This is a genomic window from Mesorhizobium sp. MC2-1-1, assembly GCF_057597255.1.
This window is the reverse complement of the sequence record NZ_CP195205.1, coordinates 3,277,870-3,298,733: the sequence shown is the minus strand read 5'-3', so window position 1 is coordinate 3,298,733 and position 20,864 is coordinate 3,277,870. Positions and strand designations below refer to the sequence as shown.

Here is a 20,864-nt window from a genome sequence, read left to right as displayed (position 1 = left end):
TCATTCCCGAAGCATGCTTGTCCTGGGGCCTGTCGGAATTGTCCGTCACATGCACAATCGCGCCGAAGTCCTGATCCTTATCCTTGCCGCGGACGGCGTGATGCTGGGGCTGGGTCGAAGCAAAGCCCGGCAGGGCCTGACTAACGCTGGTCATTTCGGGGCTGCTCCGAGGAGTTGGTCGATCTGGTCGAGCTGGCGGCGCGTGCTGGTCACCGCCGCGTCGACAGGGTCTTGGACATCGGGCGCCGCCGGCGCGGACGCCTGCATTACCGGCGCCGCGCCGGCCTTTGCCGGAGCAGCCGCGGGCGCTTCAGCACTCGGCCGCGCAGGCTCTGGCAAAGCCGCGGCCTGCATGTCCCTGGCCTGATCACCACCCGCTGAGACCGTCGGATCGCTTGCAGCGACCGGCGGATCGCTTGCAGCGACCGCTGGCTGGTCGGGCATGGCTCCTTCCACTGGAGGCAAGTCCGCATTGGCCGGATCGGCGGAGGCATCGGCTGTGGATTTCGCCTGGTCAGCTTTTGCAGCGCTTGCCGGAGCGGCATCGGCCCTCGGCGTCGTCTTCACGGGCGCCACCACTTCGCCCGCCACGGCCTGCGCTGCGTCAAGCAGGTCGCGGTCGCTTTGCGAAAGCTTGCCGCGATCGATCTTTCCAAGCTTGGCGCGCACCTGATCGACGCTGGCCGACGTCATGGTGGAAAGGCTCGAATAGAGCTGGGTGCGCGGGTCGTCCTGATTGCCGTTGCCGTCGCGGCCGAGCAACGCCCTGGCCGAGGCGAAAGCCGAGAGCTCCGTCATCCCTTCGATCGCGGCGCGGCGCGCGATGCGAAGGTAGATCACCTTCTCGCGCTCGGGATCCATCATGGAGGTGATGTCGGCGATCTTGTCCTGGCTGATCGCCATATGCAGCGTGATGACGCCAGAGACAAAGGCGTCGGCGAACTGGCTTGCATAGGGCGAATAGAGATAGGACTCGACATACTGGGTCGAAGCCAGCGCGAAGCGCGCGGCGTCGCCCTGCGCCGCGGCGATGCCCACGGAGCGGCGCAGCGCCGCCTCCTCGACCAGCGTGCCGGGGCTGAGCAGGCGCGCCTCGCCCAGCAGGGCGAGAGCCTGGGCAGGATCCTCCGTCGCAAGCAGCGAGCCCTTTACCAGCGCCAGGAAGGCGCCGATGTCCGCGGGCACGCTCATCGGATCGATCGGTTTCAGCGCTTCGATCGCCTTGGCCGGCTGCCCATTCAGATAGGCGATGATGCCATTGGCGATGGCAAGGCCCTGCGGGTCCGCCGTGGCGCGTGAGGCCGCCGCCGCGACAGTCGCCGGGTTGCCGCCGCTCATGCCATAGACAAGCAAGGCGCGGAAATTCTTCGGCTCCTTGAAATCCTCGGCATTCGCGTCGCGCAACCGGGCGTCGGTCATTTCGAGGAGCTTTGCCTGCATCGGCAGCGCGGCGTGATCACCGCCGGCAATACGGTCCTGGATCAATTGCAGCGAACGCACCAGCTGATAGGGCTGCAGTGTGTCCTGCGCGAAGACGGCCGATGGCGACGCCGCGGCGAGCCACAGCAGCGCTATCGCGCCTCCGATGACGGTTCCGCCCTTCATCCGCCGGCCGTCATCAGGATTTCGATGCGGCGGTTCACGGCCGCCATCGGATCAGAGGCGATCTTGGGCTGCCGGTCGGCGAAACCGGCGACCTCGGTGATGCGGCTTTCGTCGACGCCGCCGCGCACCAGCATGTAATAGGCCGCATGGGCGCGCGCGGTGGACAGCCGCCAGTTGTCGTAGGTGTCGCTGCGGAAAGGCCGCGCGTCGGTGTGGCCGCTGATGGTGATGGTGCCCTTCTTCTCATTAATGATCTGGCCGATCTTCTCCATGGCCAGCACCAGCTCGCGGCGCGGCATCGCCGAGCCGATCTCGAACATGCCGAAATCGAGCTGGTCGGTGATGGAAATGACGACGCCCTTATCGGTGGCCTCGACCGAGACGCCGGCGGCGAGTCTTTCGCCTGGCAGGAATGCCTTGGCGAGTTGCTTCTTGATATCGGCCGCCTCCTGGAGAGCGGCTTTGCTCGGCGCCTTGCCGCCCTTGTCGGCGGTCTGCTCGGGCTCGGCCTTCTCGGCCTTAGCCGCCTCGGCCTCGGCCTCAGCATCGACGGCTCCGCCGTTGGTCCCTTTGCTCGACGGCTTTCCGGTCTTGCCTTGCGCGGCGTCCTGAGCTTTGCGGGCATCGGTTCCTTGCGGGGCCGCCAATGGCTCCAGCGGGGCGCTCGTCAACGGAGGAGCGACTGGAACGGCCTTCACCTTCGGCACTGCCTCCATGGCGACCTTCTCGCCGGGCTTGGCAGGGTCGCCGGCGATCCTGGCTCGTTCGGCGGTGGCTTCGGCGCCAGGCGCCGCCACCTGCTGCGACCAGAAGTCGGGCGCGAACGGATCGCGATAGGATTCGCCGCCAGAGGCGCCGGTGGCCGGGCCGGCCGCCTGGGCGCCGCCTTCGCCCTTGGCGCTGACGTTCTGCATCACTCCCGTATCGGCGGCGATCTCCGACAGCACCGCATAGGGATCGGCAAACAACTTCTCGTCGGACAACTGGGCATCCTGCGCCCCATCCTTCGTCTGCCGGCGTTCGGACGAGCCCGCGCCGCCCTTGCCGTCATCCCCCGCCTTGGTCGTGCCCTGCTGCGGATTGTCCGCGGTCAATCCGACCTTGCTCGGGCCGTCGCCAAGGTCTTCGAGACCCTTGCGGCTGGAATTGCGATCGATCAGCTCGACCGGATTGAAATAGCTGGCGACGGCCGCCTTGGTCTGCTCGTTGGCGGCGTTGATCAGCCACATCACGAGGAAGAAGCACATCATCGCCGTCATGAAGTCGGCGAACGCGATCTTCCACACACCGCCATGGTGTTCGTCGTCATGACCGTCGTGGTTGCGCTTGACGATGATGATCTCATGCCGGGGTTCGGCATGATCGATGGCGCTCATGACAGAACCTCCGACAGGGACGCCGACCACTCGGCGATACGCGTCTCGAACACCGTTTCGTCAATGGTGACGGTCAGGTCGAAGCCCGCCGCCTCGGTGAAGTCGAGATTGGCGGCGCGGGATCCGAGCGCGGCGTTCAGAGGCTCGAACAGCGAGAGCGGTCCGCGGACGCCGATGCGGACGGCCTCGTTGTCGGCGACCGCGGCGCCGATGGCGCGAGAAAGGGCCTGGAGCGAACGTTCCTGCAGGTCGTCGCTGAGAAGGCCGCCGATGATGCGGGCAACGGTCGCGCCGGCAAGCTCGGCAACGCGCTGTTCCATGGCCTCGATCCGCGTTGCGACGGCGGCGCCGAGATCGGCGCCGAAGCTTTCAAGGAAAGCTCTCGCCGCATCGTCGTTCGCCTGGCGCTCGGCGTCGAGCGCCGCCTGGTGGGCAATCGTAAGACGCGCCTCGAGCGCGGCCTCCGCCTCGGCCACGGCCTCGGCGATCAAGGCGCCGATGTCGGCCTGCGGCGCCGCAGGCGCTGCAGGCGTATGCGTGGCGTCGCGGGCGGCCGGCGCCTGGCCGGCTCCCGAGGTCCGTGAACCGAAATCGGGCAGGAGATCGAAGAGAGCGGCCGAGACCACGGGCTAACCCACGGCTTCCGGAGCGGCCGCCCATTTGCGCAGGATCTGCGCGGTTCGCTCCTCATTGAGGTCCACCATGCGGGCAAGTCGTTCCTGCGGCGCCGGCCGGATCTTCTGGCGCAGGTCGTCGAGCGGGGTTGCGCCGGCACGCGCGCCGGGCAAGGGGCCGGCCGGAGTTTCGGCGGTGATCGCGGCGACCGGCGCGTCGGGCGTCGGCAGCGAGCGCTGCACGTCGTCGAAGCTCGGACCAGCGATGGCCGCTGGCTTTGCCGATGCCGTCAGCGCTGCGGCCATCGGCTTCAGGCCGAAGAAGGCAACCAGGAAGACGACGACAATGAAGGCGCCGGCATTGATCAGCGTGCCGGTATAGGTGCCGATCGAGGCGAGGATGCCCGGCTGATCGATAGGCTCACCGTCGAGGCCGTTGATGAACTCGACCGCCGACACGTCGATGACATCGCCGCGCTTGTCGTCGAAGCCGGTCGCCGAGGCCACCATCTTCTGGATGTCGGCGACGCGCTTGGCGATCTGCTCCGGCGTGGCGTCCTTGCCCAGGATGGTCTTCAGCCGATCCTGGTTGACCACGACCGCGATCGACATCTTGTTGACCGTGTAGCCGTTGGAGACGGTTGCGATCTTCTTCGAGTTGATCTCGTAGTTGGTGATCTCTTCCTTGCGATCGTTCTGCGAGGAGGATTGCGGTCCCTCGGTGGTTGTCGTTTGCGTCTCGGGCAGGTTCTGCTCGACGCTGGCCGGCGTCGATGCCTGCTTCTGGTTGCTGGCTTCGTTGGTCTTCACCGACTGCACCGAACGTTCGACGCGCGAGTTCGGATCGAAGATCGTTTCCTCGGTCTGGCGCGTATCGGTGTTGACATCGGCCTTGACGCTTGCACGGAAATTGTCGGGTCCGAGATAAGGGGTGAGCGCGCGGCGGATGTTGTCGCCGATCTGCGCCTCGACCGTCTGCTCGACGCCGAGCGTGCGCGCGGCGCTCGTGTTGGAAGGATCGTCGCCTGCGGCCAACAGATTGCCGTTGGAATCGAGCACTGTGACCTTGTCGGCCGAGAGGCCGGGAACGGCCGCAGCGACCAGGTGGCGGATCGACATGGCGCTTTTCTCGGCATCGTTGCCGGCGTAGCGGATGACCACCGAGGCGGAAGGCTGCTGCTCGTCGCGGCGGAAGTTGGCGCGCTCGGACATCACGATATGGACGCGTGCCGCCTTGACGCCGGAAATCGACTGGATGGTGCGCGCGATCTCGCCCTCCAGCGCGCGTACGCGCGTGATCTGCTGCATGAAGGAGGTGAGGCCGAGCGAGCCGACATTGTCGAACAACTCGTAACCGGCATTGGAGCTGGTCGGCAGGCCCTTCTCGGCAAGCAGCATGCGAGCCTGCGCGGTGGTGCCGGCCGGCACCAGGACGGAGGTTCCGTCGGAACCGACATCGAAGCCGATGCCGGCATCGGCCAGCACAAGGCCGATCTGGTTCACGTCAGAGCGCTCGAGGCCGACATAAAGCGTTTCATAGGCCGGACGGTTGAGATAGACGGAGGCGATGCCGATGACGGCCATGACCAGGGCCGCGATACCGCCCATCAGCGCCAGACGCCTCACGCCGAAGCTCTTGAAATTCGCGATGATGCTCTGGATCTGTTCCGGCACGATTCAACCGCTCCCAGCATGACTGTCCGCCAGAAGACTAGACCGCGAAGCTTGTGCGAGGATGATAGGGCGCGCCGCCGAAGAAGCCGCGAGCGCCGGACTGGCGGCTTCTCCCCACAACGAAAGAAGGCCGCGCTTCGGGCGCGGCCATTCTGTGGTCGGGACGATAAGGCGGCTTAGCCGTTCTTGAACAGCTGCAGGATCGACTGCGAGGAACTGTTGGCGATCGACAGGGACTGGATGCCAAGCTGCTGCTGAACCTGCAGGGCCTGGAGGCGGGTCGATTCCTTGTTCATGTCGGCATCGACAAGCTGGCCGACGCCGCGGTCGATGGAGTCCATCAGGCTCTGCGTGAAAGTCTTCTGCAGGTCGATCGAGCTCTTGGCGGCGCCGAGGATGGTGGCGGAGTCGGTGAGCTGACTCATGACGTGGTCGATCTTGGTGATCATCTGCGTGATGATGTCGTCGGTCACGCCCGATGCCGTGATGTCGAGATTGAAGGCCGAGACGTTGTCGATCTTGACGGGCGTGCCCGACACGGCGGCCTGGGCAGTGGTGTTGGCGGCGATGTCGGTGGCGCCCCCGGCTATCGCGGCCGCATAGGCCGTGTCGTACGCGGACTGATCCGCGGCCGTGGAATATATCGAGGTCTGGCGATCGAGGATGCCCTGGTTCTTGACGTCGGTGGCGAGACCGGAATCGAACAGCTTGGTGCTTTCGACATTGATGTCGATGGTGCCGAGCGAGATGGCGCCGGACGACGAGCGGTTGAACGATGAGACGATCTGGGCATCGGGCTGGACGCCGTCATTGGGAGCCGCGACCTGCTTGGACGTCACCGATAGGTAATTCGAGCCGGAGAAGGTGGCGGCATCGGCGAAGGATTTCATCTGCGCCTGCAGCGCCGTGATTTCGGTCTGCGTCTTTGCCTTGTTGGCATCCGACTGGCCGACGGCCGACAAGAGCTTGGTCTTGATCTGCCCGATCGACGAAAGGACGTTGTTCATGCCGGTGTAAGCGGTGTCGACCTTCGAAGCGCCGAGGCCGAGCGCGTCCTGCACGGTCGACAGCGCCGAATTGTCCGAGCGCATCGTCGTGGCGATCGACCAGTAGGCGGCATTGTCGGAGGCCTCGGAGACCCTGTAGCCGGTCGAGATCCGGGCCTGGGTCTGCTGGAGCGATTTATTGGTGGCGTTGAGGCTTTGAAGTGCAGTCAACGCCGCAGCGTTCGTCATGATGCTCGCCAAGAAACTCGCTCCTTCTCAAAAGCCGGCATGCCAGCGGCCGAGTCTCGGCCTGCCCACGGGTCGCGATCATGCCGGTCCGGCCGATTCGACGACCTAAAGTCATTGGTTAACCATAACTAGCCCGATATGGTTAATGGCCCGTTAAAAATCAGCTTTGAGAAGCTAAGAAACGACGATTGCGCGAACCTTGAGCGACAGTAGTTCCAAGCAGAGTTGCCGGGCGCAATTGCTTCAAAAAGAGAATTAAGCTGTGCCGTATCCGTGAGACGGTGAGCCGCCCAACGCAAATCGGGCCGCGCTTTTGGCGCGGCCCGATTGTCCGATGCAGGTCTTGGCGCGATCAGCCGCGGAAGAGCGACAGGATCGACTGCGAGGAGCCGTTGGCGATCGAGAGCGCCTGGACGCCGAGCTGCTGCTGGACTTGCAGCGCCTGCAGGCGGGTCGATTCCTTGTTCATGTCGGCATCGACGAGCTGGCCGACGCCGCGGTCGATGGAGTCCATCAGGCTCGAGGTGAAGGTCTTCTGCAGGTCGATCGAGCTCTTGGCGGCGCCGAGCTTGGTGGCGGCGGTCGTCATGGACTTGAGCGCCGCGTCGACGACGTTCATCATCTGCTGGATCTGGGTGTCGCTGGCCGCGGTGGAACCGGAGAAGATCGCCAGGCTGGAGACCGTGTAGGTGTCGGTGGCCGCCGCGGCGGCACCCAGGGTCGGGGCCGATGCAGTGGCAACGACGCTGCCATCGGTGCCGAGGCGGTTGGAGTCGAGGATACCCTTCGACACGCCTGCCGCGGTGCCGGCTTCATACAGCTTGATGCTTTCCACGTTGACGTCGATCGTCGAGATCGAAACCGCGCCGGCGGAGCTGCGGTTGAAAGCCGAAACAATCTTGACGTCGGCCGCGGACGTGGCGGTGGCACCGCTGTTGACCGATAGCATGTTGGTGCCGGAGAAGGTGGCGCCGTCGGCATAGGCCTTCAACTGATCCTGAAGAGCCTTGATTTCAACCTGGGTCTTTTCCTTGGAAGCATCGGTCTGACCGTAGGATGCGGTGAGCTTCTGCTGGATCTGGTTGATCGTGCTGATCGCGCTGTCCATGCCGGTGTAGGCGGTGTCGACCTTCGAGGCGCCGAGGCCGAGGGCGTCCGAAACGGTGGACATGGCCTGATTGTCGGAACGCATCGTGGTGGCGATCGACCAGTAAGCGGCGTTGTCGGAAGCCTGGGAAACGCGGTAACCGGTCGAGATGCGGGACTGGGTGGTCTGGAGCTGGTTCTGGGTGTTGTTGAGGCTCTGCAGCGCGGTCAACGCAGCGCTGTTCGTCATGATACTGGACATGGCTACTCGTACCTATTTTACACGGATTTTTTTTACATACCGGCATGTCCGGTATGACGGTGCGGCATCATGCCAATGATCTCTGAAACCCGATCACCCGCCATCTGCGGGCAATATGGGCGGCAGTCCCTACCAAAGAGCTAAATCGCAGGGTTAATCGAAAATATATTGCCTAAAATTCGAGCTACTATCCGGCGCTGGCGGTCGCGGCCTCACGTGAAGGAACGCACAAGACTGCCGACGAGCAGGTTCCAGCCGTCGATCAGCACGAAGAAGAGTATCTTGAACGGCAGCGACACCACCGTCGGCGGCAGCATCATCATGCCCATGGCCATGGTGACGGTGGCGACGATGAGATCGATGACGAGGAACGGCAGGACGATGAGAAAGCCGATTTCGAAACCACGCCGGATTTCCGAGATCATGAAGGCCGGCACCAGGATGCGCAGGTCGACAGTCTCGCGCGATACGGTTTGGCCGCGCTCGCGGGCGAGGTCGGCGAAGAGGTCGAAATCCTTGTCACGCACATTGTGCAGCATGAAGTCGCGAAACGGCCCCGAAATCTTCTCGAATGCCTCGGCCTGCGTGATCTGGTTGTCCATCAGCGGTTTCACGCCGGTGTTCCACGCCTGGTCGAAGGTCGGCGCCATGACATAGAAGGTCATGAACAGCGACAGCGAGATCAGGATCAGGTTGGCCGGCGTCGACTGCAGGCCGATGCCGGCGCGCAGGATCGAGAAGGCGATGACAAAGCGGGTGAAACTCGTCACCATGATGAGCAGTCCCGGCGCCACCGAAAGCACGGTGAGCAGGCCGAACATCTGGATCAGATAGCCAACGGTCGTTCCGTCGGCCTTGCCGATGCCGCCGAGATCGAGCTGCTGGGCCGCGGCGACGGAGGTGGTGACGACGATCAGCGCCGTGGCTATGAGGAATTTTCTCATTCGAGCAGCATCGTCCTGACGAGAACCTGTTTGACGTGGCCGCCGCTGCGCAGCGCCGCGCGCTCGTCGAGATCGGCCTTGAGGTGCTGGTAGCCGCTGGCGCCCTCGATCTGATGAAGCTTGAGCGTGCGCACATAGGCGAGCAGATCCTGATGGATCTGCTCGGTCACTTCCTGCGGTTGCGGCGCGTCATAAAGCAGCGAGGCGTCCAGCCGGATCCAGACGTCCGATGGCGAGGCGAGATTGGTGGTGATCGTCGCCAACTGAACCAGCGTTGACCCGGCTGCCGTCTTGCCGGTCTCCCCGGGCTTCTCCGCCGTGCCGGCGTTCTCCGCCGCCGAAGGCACCGGCGCCGGCGTTTCACCCTGCTTGAGATAGCCGCCGGAAACCCAGCCCATGCCAATGGCCGCGCCTGTCATGACCAGCAGCATTGCAAGCTGGATGACCAGGGAAGGTCCCTTCTTGGGCTGGACCTGCTCGACATTTGCCACGGCCGCGCTCTCCCGATCCTAGAAGGGAAGAACCTGGTCGAGGACCTGCTGGCCATAGGCCGGCTGCTGGACCTCGCTCACGCGGCCTCGACCGCCATAGGAGATTCGTGCCTCGGCGATACGCTCGTATGGGATGGTGTTCTCAGCGCCGATATCGGACGGGCGCACCATGCCGGCGATGGTGAGGACCCGAAGCTCGTAGTTGACGCGGACTTCCTGCGAGCCTCTGATCATCAGATTGCCGTTGGGAAGCACCTCGGTCACGACCGCGGCGACATTGAGCGCGATGTCTTCCGAGCGCTTGATCTCGCCGTCGGCGTTGGTCTCGGTGCTCGAACTCAGACCGGCGTCACCCTTGCCGCTGGTGCTCGCCTGTTCCCAGCCGAGATTGATGTCGTAGCCGAGCTTGCGCGCGGCGGTTCGGCTGCGATCGTTCTGGTTCTTGAAATTGGCCCTGTCGTTTAGCCTGATGTTGACGGTCAGGATGTCGCCGGCGCGCAGCGCGCGCGGATCGGTGAAGAGCCGGCTCTGGCGATCGTCCCAGAGCGAGAATTTCTTCGGCCGCGAAGCGGGAGGTTCGGGGTAGCTGTAAGGCCCGGAGCCGCCTTCACCAATGCCTGAACCGACCGGCGACAAGGCGGGCTCCCTGTTGATCTCCTTGAGATCTGTGCCGCAGCCGGCCAGGCCAGCCAAGGCGATCAGGGCAAGCAACTTCAACTTCATGACGGATCAACCCTTCGCGCCGCGCTGGCCATGATGCCGGTGAGCGTCGCCGCCGCCTTCTGGTCCATTTCGTTCAGGATGACGCCGGCCTTGCGCGCGTCGAGCTTCATCAGGATCGCGGCCGCGAGCTCGGCGTTGATCATCGCCAGCCGCTCGGCGGCGGCGTCCGGTTTCATGCCGGCATAGATCTTGACGACGCCATCCTCGGCACGCGCCAGGAATACTTCGCGCCGCTTCAGCCATTCCTCGTATTCGGCCCGCTTTGCCTCCAGAGCCTTCATGCGCTCGTCGATGCCGGTCTGTAGCTGCTTCAGTTCCTCGGCCTGCAAAGCGTAACGGCGGTCGCGGGCGGCGTCCGCTATGTTGGAGCAGAAGCGCTGGATCTCGCTTTCGTCTGGTGCCTTTCCGCCCGTGAGCGCGGCCGCCTGAACCGGCGCGGTCTCCCGTGCAAGCTGGGCCGGCACGACCGGCTCCTGACCGCCGGGCAGCACCTGGCGCACTTCGTCGGCGCGGACGGCGCCGCCCGCCAGCGCGACGATCGCGCCAACGGAGAGGAGCCCGATCAAGCGATGAAGTCCTGGGCTACGATGCGGTCGTGAGGAGAAAAGCGCGGTCATCGGCGTGCCTATTGGAGAACCAGGTCGGCCTGCAGGGCGCCGGCCGATTTGATGCCTTGCAGAATGGCTATGATGCCGTCGGGTTTCACACCGAGGCGATTGAGGCCGGAGACGAGCGTTTCGAGATCGGGGCCGTCGAGGACGGCAACGCGCGCGTTTGGCCGGCTCGCCTCGATGGCGGTCGAGGGTTCCACCGCGGTCTCACCCTTGGAAAAGGGTTCGGGTTGGACGACCCTCGGTGCTTCGGTGATGCGTACGGTAAGCGTGCCGTGGCTGATCGCCACGCGCGAGATCCTGACATTGTTGCCGATGACGATGGTCCCGGTGCGCTCGTCGATGACGACGCGGGCAGGGGCATCCGACTCGACGACAAGGTTCTCGATCTCGGCATAGAAGCGCGCTGCGGAGATGTTCTTCGGCCGCCTGATCTGCACCGTGCGGGCATCGCGCTCGGCGGCGACCCGCATGCCGAAGCGCTGCGAAGTATAATCGTTGATGGCGTCCGCGATGCGGATGGCAGTCGAGAAGTCGGGATTGCGCAGCTGCAGCGTGAGCACCCCCTGGTCGTCGAACTCGGCCGGCACGGCCCGCTCGACGATGGCGCCGTTGGGTACGCGGCCGGCGGTCGGCACCCCTTGGGTCAGCTGCTCGGCCTGGCCCTGGACGGTGAAGCCGCCGACGATCACCGAGCCCTGCCCGACGGCATAGATCTCGCCATCGGCGGCCTTCAGCGGCGTCATCACCAGCGTACCGCCGGCGAGCGAGGTGGCGTCGCCCATCGAGGAGACGGCGATGTCGATGCGGGCGCCCGACTGGACGAAGGGCGGCATGTTGGCGGTGACGATGACGGCGGCCACATTCTTGGCGCGCGCGCTGCCGCCCTCCGTGGCGATGCCGAGATTCTCCAGCATGGCGCGGATCGACTGTTCGGTGAACGGCGAATTGCGCAGGCTGTCGCCGGTGCCGGCAAGGCCGATAACCAGGCCGTAGCCGACGAGCTGGTTGTCGCGCGCGCTCTGCAACTGGGCGATGTCCTTGATGCGCGCGGCGACCTGGCCGGGCGGCAGCGTGCTCGGCCCTGTGGAAACGCGGAACATGCGCTGGGTCGTGGCCGGATCATATTCCGGGTCGTCGTAGACGCCGCCATTTTTCTGCGCGAGCTCGCGCTTGGCCTTGGGCGTCAGCCCGTCAGCCAATGCCGGCGGAATTCCGATGGCCGCGGCGAGCAGAAGGACGAAGGCACGCATCACGAAGCGCCGACCTTGATGGTGCCGTCGGCCATCACCGTACCGGAGATGATCTTGCCGCTGTCGATGTTGCGGATCTTGATCTGGTCGCCGGCCGCGCCTGGCTGCAGCGTGACGCAGGCCGCCGAAATGGTCAGCGCGCCGGCGGTGAAATAAACCTGCACGGAAGCGCCCTGTTCGACCAGCCAGGCGTCGCGTATGGCGGTGACCGGGATGTAGCGGCCGGGCAGAAGCGTACGCTTGGCGACCTTGCCCTGGAGCTCCTCGGAGCGCGTCGCCACGCCGTCCGGCTTGTGCTTGCCGGGGATGAGCGTCACCTGCTTGAGCGAGGCGGACTCGATTGTCTCGCCGGGATAGATGACCCGGTTGGGGATCAGCACGGCCTCGCCGACCGCCTGGCCGGCGGCGATTTGGTTTGCCGACTGGCCGGTCGTGTCCTGCGCGAAAGCCGGCGTGCCGGCTGCCACCAGAACGGCGGCCAGCGCGGCGCGGCGCAGTGCGGAGGAGAACGGCCCGGCCATCATCCGTTACCTGATGTTCTTGGAGACAACCGAGGCCATGTCGTCGGCGGCCTGGATGACCTTGGAGTTCATTTCATAGGCGCGTTGCGCCGAGATCAGCTCGGTGATTTCCTTGACCGGATCGACATTGGAGGATTCCAGATAACCCTGCTGGATTGAGGCGAAACCCGGATCGCCAGGAACACCGACATTGGCCGGGCCCGATGCGGCCGTTTCCTGGAAGAGGTTGTCGCCGAGCGGCGCCAGGCCGGCCTCGTTGGCGAAATTGGCGATCTGAAGCTGGCCGAGAAGCTGGAGGTTGGTCTGACCGTCCAGTCGGGCAAAGACCTGACCGGTCTTGTTGACGATGACCTCGATGGCGTTGGTCGGCACGGTGATGGCAGGGATCACGTTGGCGCCGTCCACCGTCACGAGCTGGCCGGTGGCGTTGGTGTTGAAGGCGCCGGCGCGGGTGTAGAGCGTGCCGCCATCGGCGCCCTCGATCTGGAACCAGCCTCTGCCGGTCAACGCCATGTCGAAGCTGTTGCCGGTGCTAGCCAGCTCGCCCTGGGTATGAACGTTGCGGACCGCCGTCGTCTTCACGCCGAGGCCGATCGAGACGCCTTCCGGAACCAGCGAGGTGTTGGAACGGTTAGGCACGCCCTGCGTGCGGTCGACCTGGTATAGGAGGTCGGAGAATTCGGCGCGGGCCCGCTTGTAGCCGGTGGTGTTGATGTTGGCGATGTTGTTGGCGATGACTTCCAAGTTGGTTTGCTGGGCATTCATGCCGGTCGCTGCGATGGCGAGTGCTTTCATGGTCCTAAATACTCATACGACTGATTTCGAGATAGGCCGATACGACCTTGTCGCGGATCGCGATGGTCGTCTGCAGCGCCTGTTGGGCGCTCAGCACCGCATCAACGACCTGGCGCGTGTCGGCGTCGCCCTTGAGCGCCTGTATCGACATCTGCTCGGCGCCCTGTAGCGTGTTGACGGTTTTCGTCGCCGCGTGACTCAAGACATCGGCAAAGCTCGCGCCGACGCTTTCACCGGCCTGCGTTCCGACGCTGCCCTGCAGCAGGTTTGGCGACGCCGACTCGGCGCCGTCAACCGCGGTCCTGAATTGAATTGCCCCGATACCGCCGATCATTACTGGTTCCTCATCAAGTCGATGGTCATGGAAATCAGATCGCGAGCCTGCTTGATGACCTGCAGGTTGGCTTCATAGGAGCGGTTCGCCTCGCTCATGTCGGCCATTTCGACCAACGTGTTGACGTTGGGCATCTTGACGTACCCTTTGTCGTCGGCGGCTTCGTTGCCGGGCTGGAACTCGATCGGGAAGTCCGAAGGATCGCGGGAGATAGAGCTGACTTCCACTAGCGAGCCGCCGGTTGCGCGGTCGACCTCGGACTGGAAGGTGATCGTCTTGCGGCGATAGGGATCGGCGCCGGGCGTACTGCCGGTCGACTGGGCGTTGGCAAGGTTTTCCGAGACCACGCGCAGGCGCTCCGACTGGGCACCGAGGCCGGATGCCGCGACTTTGAGGGCTGCGGTGAGGGCGTCCATGGTCAGCTCTTAACCACCATCGTCATCATCGAATGGAAGGCCTTTACGATCGCCGTGTTCAACTCGAAGGAGCGGCGGACCTCGCCGGCCTTCATCAGCTCCTGTTCGAGAACGACGGTGTTCTTCGACGGCATGATCGCGCCGTTGGGGTCCTCCGGCTTGACGTTGAAGCCGGCATTGGCCGTTTCAGCGCCGAGATGGCCCGCCTGCGTGGCCGCCAGCGTCACGGCGGTCCGGTCAAGAACCTTTTCGAACGGTTCGACATCATTGGCCGTGTAGCCGGGCGTGTTGGCATTGGCGATGTTGGAGGCAATCGCCGACTGGCGCACAGCCAGCCATTGCGACTGCCGCGTGGCGAGATCGAAAAGATTTACGGGTTCCATGGGAATCTCCCGGGCAAGTACGGACAAGACTAGGCGGTCAGTCTTGCGCGGACCTTGCGCGGGATGTGGCTGCCTGGCCTGTGCCGCTACTTGGTGAGCTGGATCACCTTATCAGTGCTCGTGACGATCACCCACTTGCCGCCGCGCTGCTCGATCGAGGCGACGCGGCTGGAATCAGGCAGGACAGAGCCGCGCTGCACGACCCACAGACCGGTGTCGTCCTCGATCATGGCGCGACCGTTGGCGACATGCACCATCTTGAATTCCGATGCGGCGGCGGGGAAGGGCTGGTCGGCGGGCGGCGGCGAAGGATCGTCCTGCACCGTTCCGGTGGCAAACAGGTCGATAGCGGGATCGGGAACGTCCCTGGCCGTCAGCGGCCCGCTGCGCTGAGCCACGACGCCGCCGCCCTCGCGTCCGGAGTTGCTGCCGCTGCCGCCGAACTTGATGGCCTGGACGCCAAACTGCTCCTGGTTGAAGAAGATGTACCAGGGGAACAACGCGCATATCAGACCGAGCGTGATGCCCAGCGCGGCGATTACGAGGTCGCTGCGCCGGTCGGCGCTCTTGTCTGCCAGACGTGGGAATTGCGCTTTTGGCGGGTCCGGCCATTCGGCGCGCGGGAAAAGCCCGTCAAGCAGCGAATCGCGGCTGACCTCGGCAGGGTCGGCGATCTTGGCGGTGGATACCCTGGGCGGATGAGGCCTGTCAGCTCTGGTAAGAAGCGCCGCTGCCTTCTCTGTCCTGGCACGCGCGGCTTTGTCCCTGGCAATCCTGGCCTTATCGGCCTCAGCCCTTTCCGCCGCCTCGGCCTGGGCAAGCATGTCGCGCAGCATGCGCTCGGTATATTGGAGTTCAGTCTCCTTGATCGCCATGCAGCTTCCCCTTGAGATGGCGGGCGAGGTCGGCGAACGGATCGGCCGAGGCGCGGTCCCTCGGCGATTGCGTGAGCGCTTCGTAAATCAGCGGCACCTGTCGCACCGCGTTGTCGAGTTCGGCATCGGCGCCGCTCTGGTAAGCGCCCAGCAGACGGATGTCGCGCGTATCCTCGAAGCGAGCGATCATCGACTTCAGCTTCGTCACCAGCATGCGCTGATCGGTGCTCCAGGCCTTGTCGGCAAGGCGCGAGATCGACGACAGCGGATTGACCGGCGGATAGCGGCCCTGCTCGGCAATCGTGCGGTCGAGCACGACATGGCCGTCCAGGATGCCGCGCACCGAGTCGGCCACGGGATCATTGTGGTCGTCGCCGTCGACCAGCACGGAAATGATGGCGGTGATCGAACCCTTGCCCTCGGCTCCGGGGCCGGCGCGTTCGAGCAGCTTCGGCAGGTCGGTGAAGACCGAGGCAGGATAGCCGCGCGCGACCGGCGGCTCGCCGGTTCCCGTCGCCACCTCGCGCAGCGCATGCGCGAAGCGGGTGATGGAATCCAGCACCAGCAATACGCGATGACCCTGATCGCGGAAATGCTCGGCCACGCACATGGCGGTGTCCGGCGCGCGCCGGCGCATCATGGCGCTCTCGTCGCTGGTGGCGACGACGGCAATCGTCTTGGCCATGCTCTCGGCGCCGATCGTGTCCTCGAGGAATTCGCGCACCTCCCGGCCGCGCTCGCCGATCAGCGCTACGACCACAGTGTCGAAGGCCCCAGCGCCGGCGAGCATGGCAAGCAGCGTCGACTTGCCGACGCCGGAACCGGCGAAGATGCCGAGCCGCTGGCCGAAGCAGAGCGGGGTGAAAATGTCGATCACCCGGACTCCGGTGAGGAAGCCGGTGCCGACACGCTGGCGCGACAGGGCGCCCGGCGTCGTGCCATGCGTGACATTGGCGGCATCCGGCCTCATCAGCGGCGGGCCGCCGTCAATGGCCCGGGTCAAGGCATCGATGGCGCGCCCGCGCCAGGACACATGCGGCGTGACCGCGAGCGGGCCGCGACGGAAAACAGCGTCGCCGATACCGGCATCGGCGCTGCGCTCGAAAGGCGCGATCACGACCTCGTCGCTGCCGATCTTGACGATCTCGCCGCGTCGCGCGCCGGCCTTGCCGCGCTGCTCCACAATGTCGCCGAGCCTGGCAATTCCGGAGAGGCCGCGGACCTTGTAATGCGTGGGCGATATCTCGACGACGCGGCCGCCGCGCGACAGTAGCGCCTGCGGATCGTCGAACCGGCGCCAGACGCGTTCGAGCGCGGCCAGCCTATCCGTCCGTTCGGAATCCGCCGTGTTCTCCGAAGCGCGCAACAGGGACGAGCCGGTCGTCATGCCATCACTTCGAGCCGAGCGTCTTGATCGCGTCGTCGGTTGAGGAATCGGTCTGCCGCATGAGCGCCGCGGTGTTCTCGAAAGCGCGCTGCACCTGGATCAGTCGGGTCATTTCCAGAACCGGGTTGACGTTCGACTCCTCCACGAACCCCTGCGCGATGCCGATATCTGAGCGATCGGTGACGGGTTCTGGCGTGCGCGCCGGAATGATGCCTGAATTGCCGTAGCGGACGAAATTCTCGCCCGGATCGAAATTGTAGAGGCCGAGAGCTCCGACCAGCTGGTCGTTCTGCCGGAGCGAGCCGTCGGCGCCCGCCTTGGGAGGGCCGTTGCGCGGGTCGAGCTGGATCGGGGCGCCGCCGCTGTCCAGCACCGGATGGCCTTCGATCGACATCAGTTCGCCGTTCTCATTCATGGAGAAACGGCCGTCGCGCGTCATCACCGTGCCGGCGGGCGTATCGATGGCGAACCAGGCGTCGCCCTGGACAGCGAAGTCGAACGGGTTGCCGGTTTCGGTCAGAGCTCCATGCGCGCCGGAAAGATAGGTCTTGCCGGAGGAGGCGAAGGAGACCGACCTCGATCCGGTGCCGGAGACGACGTCCTCGAATTTCACGCCGGTGGCGCGAAAGCCGATGGTCGAGGCGTTGGCGACGTTGTCGGCGATGGTGTCGAGACGGCGCTCGAGCGCGATCTGAGAGGAGAGGGCGACGTAAAGACTGTCCTGCATGATCGTCTCAGAACTTCAATTGCTGCATGGCCATCATCAGATCGGTGGAGATGCCGACGGTGGTGGGCTGAGCGAAGAGCACGCTCACCGACGTAACGGCCGTCGAGGTCGGATTGGCGATCTCATACATGCTGGTGAAGCGGGTCAGGAACTTGCCGAGCTTCTCGGGGTCGGTGAAATCCTTGATGTCGAGCTTCTGCCCGAACAGCTGCGCCTGCTTGTCGATATCGGCGGTGGCGAAGGAATCGGGCAGACCGAGCGCGGTACGCACCACGCTGGCCAATGCGGTGTCGGCCAGCACGTCGTACCAGCTGGTGATGTCGGGCGCCTTGCGCTGGAAATACAGCGCCAGACGGACACCTTCGTTGGTCTGGCCCGCATTCTCTTCCAATGTCTGGCGCAGATACATGTCGACGGTCGGCTGCTGCGCCGCAACCCGGGTGGTTGTCGTGTCGCCGTACTGCGCGAAGTTGAAAGCGGCGGCGAGCCCGGCATAGGCCTTGTTGGTTTGCTGGTTCGCGACGCTTTTGGAATCCTTCACGCCGCCTTGCAGGACGGACTTGATCAGGGCCTTGTCCTCAGTGGCCGAATCCAGCCCGAACGCGGCAAGCGCGTAAGTGTAGAGCCGATTGTTCGACATCAGATCGTCGATCGACTTCACCTTGGTGATGTTGGCGAGATAGTAGGTCGTCTCGCCTTTTACATAGTCCGAATTCGGATCGAGGCCGGCGATCTGGGCCTGTGCGGCGTAGTTCGCTGTAACCGGCTGCTGTGTCGGGTTGTAGACGGTCGCATTGGCGCCGTCGGCCGCGAAGTTGAAGGCGGTGACGAACTGGGCGTAGCGCTTGTCGGTCAGCTTGTTGGCGAAGCTGTTGGCGTCGGATACGCCCTCCTTCAGAGCTTTGACCATGAAAGCCTTGGCATAGTCCATGCTCTCCAGCCCGTAGGCCTTCATGGCGTATTTGAACAGGCGGTCATTGTTTACGAAATCGTCGATCGATTTAACCTTGCCGATATTAGCCAGATAATATTGCGTATCGCGATCGACCGTCGGCTGTTGCTCAACCTGGGTGATCGATTTGTTGATGTCTTTGGCAATCAACTGGTAGCTGGTAAAAGTACTGAGCAAAGGGGATGCCTCCGGCCGAAGCTATCCATGCACGATAGCGTCACTTCCTTGCGCGAAGCTGAATGGCGTTCGTTGCCCTCGATTCAAGCCTCACACAAGGCACGAGGACTATCCCTTCTCCAAGACGTGAAATGCGGAAGGACCTGTCTTGGGCATTCTGATCGGACTTGTGGTGACGCTCGGCTGTGTTCTCGGCGGATTCATGGCCATGGGCGGCCATCTGCACGTGTTGCTGCAGCCTTGGGAAGCAGTGGTCATCTGCGGCGCTGCGCTTGGCACCTTCCTGGTCGCCAATCCGATGAAGACGGTCAAGGACACCGGCAAGGGCATCCTCGAAGCCTTCAAGCAGGCCGTGCCGAAGGAGCGGGACTACCTCGAGACGCTGGGCGTGCTTCACAGCCTGATGCGCGAACTGCGCTCGAAGTCACGCAGCGAGGTCGAGGCGCATATCGACAATCCGGAGGAGTCCGCCATCTTCCAGGCTTTCCCGACCGTACTGAAGAACCACGACCTGACGAATTTCATCTGCGACTACTGCCGCATCATCATCATCGGCAATGCCCGCTCACACGAGATCGAGGCACTGATGGACGAGGAGATCCAGACGATCCGCTCCGACAAGCTGAAGGCCTATCACGCGATGGTCGCGGTCGGCGACGGCCTGCCGGCGCTGGGCATCGTGGCGGCGGTCCTCGGCGTGGTGAAAGCGATGGGCGCACTGGACCAGTCGCCGGAGATCCTCGGCGGGCTGATCGGCGCCGCGCTCGTCGGGACCTTCCTCGGCATCTTCCTGTCCTATGCCGTGGTCGGTCCGGTCGCCACCAAGATCAAGACGGTGCGTGAAAAGAAGAACCGCCTCTACATCATCGTCAAGCAGACGCTGCTCGCCTATATGAACGGCGCCCTGCCGCAGGTGGCGATCGAGTTCGGCCGCAAGACCATATCCTCCTATGAGCGACCGACGATCGATGCCGTCGAGCAGAGCACCATGAGCGCGGGCGCCGCCGAGAAGAAGGCGGCCTGAGCATGCAGCATCTCGGACAGGGCCGCTTGCCATCATGACAAGCCCGGGCACTCCTTCGCAAACCCGGGCGTTGATCATCGAGCGCCTCGTCGGCGACAGCGGCGAGGCCGCGCAGGTGATCGGCGTCGGGCGCGGCATGGCCGAGCGAGCGCTGCCGGTGCTGCAGAAGGCGCTTGCCGGCGAGCTCGGCGCGCCGGTGGCGGTCGACCTGCAGGCGGTGGAGGTAAGTCGCGTCTCCGAAGCGCGATCGCGCGCCGGCGAGGCCTTCGCGCTGAGCATTGTCTCCTCGCCCGCGTCGGCTGACGCCATGACGCTGGTGATGGATGCGCAGGCGGTCGCCGTCATGGTGAGCGCGCTGTTTGGCGGCGACCCCGACCAGCCGGTTGCGCCGATCGAGCGCGACCTGTCGCAAATTGAGGCCGATGTCGCGACCATGGTGTTCCAGGAGGTCGCCGCGGCGCTCAATGGATCAGGCAAACGCTCGCTCGATCTGCGCCTGCCGGCGCCAAGAGCAATGGCCGGCAGCGAGGCGAGGCGGCGCGTGCTGCGCGACGGCGCCGCCGTGCGCATCGTCTACGGGCTGTCGACCCCGTCCGACAGCGGCACGCTCACGGTGGTGATCCCGCAGCGCGTGCTGCTTTCCGCGCGCGGCGCCGCCGCCGCAGGCGAGGATGGCGAGGCCACGGAGCTCGACTGGCGGGCCCGCTTCTCCGAAGAAGTGATGCGCTCGACCGTGCGGCTAGAGGCGACGATGCCGCTGGCCCGGCTGACACTTGGCGACCTTGCCGCGCTCATGCCCGGCCAGGTGATCGAATTCGAGGAGAAAGCTCAGCTCAACGCCAGGCTCAGCGCCCGCGACAGGACGCTGTTTGTCTGCGAGTTCGGCAAGCTCGGACAGAACTACACCGTGCGCATCAGCCATCCGCATGGTGCGGGGCAGGATTTCATCGACGGGCTGATGCCGGGCTGACGCCGGGCCGGGGATTTGAGGAGACGACAGATGTCACAAACCAAGGTGGAAGCCGAATCCGATCAGCCCGACGAACAGCTCGACCGAGCCATCGAGGAATTGCGCGGCGTCTTGCGGGAGGAGGAGAAGCGCCCGGACGCGGCCTTTCAATCCGGTGCCAATTCTTCGATCATCATGACCATCCCGGTCGACGTGCAGATCATCCTCGGCAGCACCGAGATGCCGGTCTCGGAGTTGATGGCGCTGCAGAAGGGCTCCACGGTCGCGCTCAACCGCCGCATCGGCGAGCCGGTCGACGTCGTGGTCAATGGCCGCAACATCGCGCGCGGCGAGATCACGGTGCTGGAGAGCGATCCGACGCGCTTCGGCATCAGGCTCACCGAGATCATCGCCGCGACGAAGACCGCCTGAGAATGATGGGCTGGCGGA

General features: G+C 64.6%; 23 protein-coding genes. 3 read left to right on the top strand and 20 right to left on the bottom strand.

Translation table 11 applies throughout. The features are described 5' to 3' along the window. Window positions 1–150: 150 nt before the first annotated feature. The 20 genes from ACR64R_RS16345 to ACR64R_RS16250 form a co-directional block, all read right to left on the bottom strand. A complete protein-coding gene (locus ACR64R_RS16345; protein WP_487357379.1) occupies window positions 151–1,605 on the bottom strand; it encodes a chemotaxis protein MotC in 1,455 nt (484 codons plus the stop codon). Continuing rightward, window positions 1,602–2,981, bottom strand: coding sequence for a MotB family protein (locus ACR64R_RS16340; protein WP_487357378.1), 1,380 nt, complete (start codon window positions 2,979–2,981; stop codon window positions 1,602–1,604). Before ACR64R_RS16340 ends, ACR64R_RS16345 begins: the two co-directional genes overlap by 4 nt. Continuing rightward, window positions 2,978–3,607, bottom strand: coding sequence for a hypothetical protein (locus ACR64R_RS16335; RefSeq protein WP_487357377.1), 630 nt, complete (start codon window positions 3,605–3,607; stop codon window positions 2,978–2,980). The genes ACR64R_RS16340 and ACR64R_RS16335 overlap by 4 nt, the downstream gene beginning before the upstream one ends. A 3-nt stretch (window positions 3,608–3,610) precedes the next feature. After that, window positions 3,611–5,269: a flagellar basal-body MS-ring/collar protein FliF gene (fliF, locus tag ACR64R_RS16330; protein WP_487357376.1), complete on the bottom strand. Its 1,659-nt coding sequence runs from the start codon at window positions 5,267–5,269 to the stop codon at window positions 3,611–3,613. 176 nt (window positions 5,270–5,445) lie between these two features. Continuing rightward, a complete protein-coding gene (locus ACR64R_RS16325) occupies window positions 5,446–6,516 on the bottom strand; it encodes a flagellin N-terminal helical domain-containing protein (protein ID WP_487357375.1) in 1,071 nt (356 codons plus the stop codon). A 340-nt stretch (window positions 6,517–6,856) separates the two neighbouring features. Continuing rightward, window positions 6,857–7,852, bottom strand: a complete 996-nt coding sequence (locus ACR64R_RS16320) for a flagellin N-terminal helical domain-containing protein (RefSeq protein ID WP_487357374.1) — start codon at window positions 7,850–7,852, stop codon at window positions 6,857–6,859. 212 nt (window positions 7,853–8,064) lie between these two features. Further along, window positions 8,065–8,796 (bottom strand): flagellar type III secretion system pore protein FliP, encoded by a 732-nt coding sequence (gene fliP, locus ACR64R_RS16315; RefSeq protein WP_040997123.1) that lies wholly within the window; start codon window positions 8,794–8,796, stop codon window positions 8,065–8,067. Continuing rightward, entirely contained in the window at window positions 8,793–9,287 is a 495-nt protein-coding gene (locus ACR64R_RS16310) for a flagellar basal body-associated FliL family protein (RefSeq protein ID WP_487357373.1), read from the bottom strand. The genes fliP and ACR64R_RS16310 overlap by 4 nt, the downstream gene beginning before the upstream one ends. Before the next feature lie 18 nt (window positions 9,288–9,305). Next, window positions 9,306–10,010 (bottom strand): flagellar basal body L-ring protein FlgH, encoded by a 705-nt coding sequence (gene flgH, locus ACR64R_RS16305; RefSeq protein ID WP_487357372.1) that lies wholly within the window; start codon window positions 10,008–10,010, stop codon window positions 9,306–9,308. After that, a complete protein-coding gene (locus tag ACR64R_RS16300; RefSeq protein ID WP_487357371.1) occupies window positions 10,007–10,627 on the bottom strand; it encodes a MotE family protein in 621 nt (206 codons plus the stop codon). The genes flgH and ACR64R_RS16300 overlap by 4 nt, the downstream gene beginning before the upstream one ends. Before the next feature lie 8 nt (window positions 10,628–10,635). Further along, entirely contained in the window at window positions 10,636–11,724 is a 1,089-nt protein-coding gene (locus ACR64R_RS16295) for a flagellar basal body P-ring protein FlgI (RefSeq protein WP_487362461.1), read from the bottom strand. 149 nt (window positions 11,725–11,873) lie between these two features. Continuing rightward, the gene (flgA, locus tag ACR64R_RS16290) at window positions 11,874–12,395 is read right to left on the bottom strand and encodes a flagellar basal body P-ring formation chaperone FlgA (protein ID WP_487357370.1); all 522 of its coding nucleotides are present in this window, start codon (window positions 12,393–12,395) and stop codon (window positions 11,874–11,876) included. Between the two features lie 6 nt (window positions 12,396–12,401). After that, complete coding sequence (gene flgG / locus ACR64R_RS16285) at window positions 12,402–13,190, bottom strand: flagellar basal-body rod protein FlgG (protein ID WP_487357369.1); 789 nt, start codon at window positions 13,188–13,190, stop codon at window positions 12,402–12,404. Window positions 13,191–13,194: 4 nt separating this feature from the next. Beyond that, the gene (gene fliE, locus ACR64R_RS16280; RefSeq protein ID WP_487357368.1) at window positions 13,195–13,524 is read right to left on the bottom strand and encodes a flagellar hook-basal body complex protein FliE; all 330 of its coding nucleotides are present in this window, start codon (window positions 13,522–13,524) and stop codon (window positions 13,195–13,197) included. Further along, entirely contained in the window at window positions 13,524–13,940 is a 417-nt protein-coding gene (flgC, locus tag ACR64R_RS16275; protein WP_487357367.1) for a flagellar basal body rod protein FlgC, read from the bottom strand. The genes fliE and flgC overlap by 1 nt, the downstream gene beginning before the upstream one ends. 2 nt (window positions 13,941–13,942) lie before the next feature. Beyond that, the gene (gene flgB, locus ACR64R_RS16270; RefSeq protein ID WP_127225762.1) at window positions 13,943–14,323 is read right to left on the bottom strand and encodes a flagellar basal body rod protein FlgB; all 381 of its coding nucleotides are present in this window, start codon (window positions 14,321–14,323) and stop codon (window positions 13,943–13,945) included. Between the two features lie 86 nt (window positions 14,324–14,409). Continuing rightward, on the bottom strand, window positions 14,410–15,198 hold the full coding sequence (locus ACR64R_RS16265; protein WP_487357366.1) for a hypothetical protein: 789 nt from the start codon (window positions 15,196–15,198) through the stop codon (window positions 14,410–14,412). After that, window positions 15,179–16,585: a flagellar protein export ATPase FliI gene (gene fliI / locus ACR64R_RS16260; RefSeq protein WP_487357365.1), complete on the bottom strand. Its 1,407-nt coding sequence runs from the start codon at window positions 16,583–16,585 to the stop codon at window positions 15,179–15,181. Before fliI ends, ACR64R_RS16265 begins: the two co-directional genes overlap by 20 nt. A 4-nt stretch (window positions 16,586–16,589) precedes the next feature. Next, the gene (gene flgF, locus ACR64R_RS16255) at window positions 16,590–17,312 is read right to left on the bottom strand and encodes a flagellar basal-body rod protein FlgF (RefSeq protein WP_487357364.1); all 723 of its coding nucleotides are present in this window, start codon (window positions 17,310–17,312) and stop codon (window positions 16,590–16,592) included. Window positions 17,313–17,319: 7 nt separating this feature from the next. Beyond that, window positions 17,320–18,441 (bottom strand): DUF1217 domain-containing protein, encoded by a 1,122-nt coding sequence (locus tag ACR64R_RS16250; protein WP_487357363.1) that lies wholly within the window; start codon window positions 18,439–18,441, stop codon window positions 17,320–17,322. A gap of 148 nt (window positions 18,442–18,589) precedes the next feature. Between ACR64R_RS16250 and motA the strand changes: the two genes are divergently transcribed. Genes motA through fliN form a run of 3 tightly spaced genes read left to right on the top strand, consistent with a single transcriptional unit; the run spans window position 18,590 to window position 20,846 of the window. Continuing rightward, window positions 18,590–19,465: a flagellar motor stator protein MotA gene (gene motA, locus ACR64R_RS16245; protein WP_487357362.1), complete on the top strand. Its 876-nt coding sequence runs from the start codon at window positions 18,590–18,592 to the stop codon at window positions 19,463–19,465. A gap of 34 nt (window positions 19,466–19,499) precedes the next feature. Continuing rightward, the gene (locus ACR64R_RS16240) at window positions 19,500–20,435 is read left to right on the top strand and encodes a FliM/FliN family flagellar motor switch protein (protein ID WP_487357361.1); all 936 of its coding nucleotides are present in this window, start codon (window positions 19,500–19,502) and stop codon (window positions 20,433–20,435) included. A 30-nt stretch (window positions 20,436–20,465) separates the two neighbouring features. After that, a complete protein-coding gene (fliN, locus tag ACR64R_RS16235; RefSeq protein ID WP_487357360.1) occupies window positions 20,466–20,846 on the top strand; it encodes a flagellar motor switch protein FliN in 381 nt (126 codons plus the stop codon). The last annotated feature ends 18 nt before the right edge of the window (window positions 20,847–20,864 follow it).

Coding starts and splice junctions, on each gene's coding strand:
- ACR64R_RS16345 (WP_487357379.1), bottom strand. CDS start 1,605: ATGAAGGGCGGAACCGTCATCGGAGGCGCGATAGCGCTGCTGTGGCTC.
- ACR64R_RS16340 (WP_487357378.1), bottom strand. CDS start 2,981: ATGAGCGCCATCGATCATGCCGAACCCCGGCATGAGATCATCATCGTC.
- ACR64R_RS16320 (WP_487357374.1), bottom strand. CDS start 7,852: ATGTCCAGTATCATGACGAACAGCGCTGCGTTGACCGCGCTGCAGAGC.
- fliP (WP_040997123.1), bottom strand. CDS start 8,796: ATGAGAAAATTCCTCATAGCCACGGCGCTGATCGTCGTCACCACCTCC.
- flgH (WP_487357372.1), bottom strand. CDS start 10,010: ATGAAGTTGAAGTTGCTTGCCCTGATCGCCTTGGCTGGCCTGGCCGGC.
- ACR64R_RS16300 (WP_487357371.1), bottom strand. CDS start 10,627: ATGACCGCGCTTTTCTCCTCACGACCGCATCGTAGCCCAGGACTTCAT.
- ACR64R_RS16295 (WP_487362461.1), bottom strand. CDS start 11,724: ATGTTCCGCGTTTCCACAGGGCCGAGCACGCTGCCGCCCGGCCAGGTC.
- flgA (WP_487357370.1), bottom strand. CDS start 12,395: ATGGCCGGGCCGTTCTCCTCCGCACTGCGCCGCGCCGCGCTGGCCGCC.
- flgG (WP_487357369.1), bottom strand. CDS start 13,190: ATGAAAGCACTCGCCATCGCAGCGACCGGCATGAATGCCCAGCAAACC.
- fliE (WP_487357368.1), bottom strand. CDS start 13,524: ATGATCGGCGGTATCGGGGCAATTCAATTCAGGACCGCGGTTGACGGC.
- flgC (WP_487357367.1), bottom strand. CDS start 13,940: ATGGACGCCCTCACCGCAGCCCTCAAAGTCGCGGCATCCGGCCTCGGT.
- flgB (WP_127225762.1), bottom strand. CDS start 14,323: ATGGAACCCGTAAATCTTTTCGATCTCGCCACGCGGCAGTCGCAATGG.
- ACR64R_RS16265 (WP_487357366.1), bottom strand. CDS start 15,198: ATGGCGATCAAGGAGACTGAACTCCAATATACCGAGCGCATGCTGCGC.
- fliI (WP_487357365.1), bottom strand. CDS start 16,585: ATGACGACCGGCTCGTCCCTGTTGCGCGCTTCGGAGAACACGGCGGAT.
- flgF (WP_487357364.1), bottom strand. CDS start 17,312: ATGCAGGACAGTCTTTACGTCGCCCTCTCCTCTCAGATCGCGCTCGAG.
- ACR64R_RS16240 (WP_487357361.1), top strand. CDS start 19,500: ATGACAAGCCCGGGCACTCCTTCGCAAACCCGGGCGTTGATCATCGAG.
- fliN (WP_487357360.1), top strand. CDS start 20,466: ATGTCACAAACCAAGGTGGAAGCCGAATCCGATCAGCCCGACGAACAG.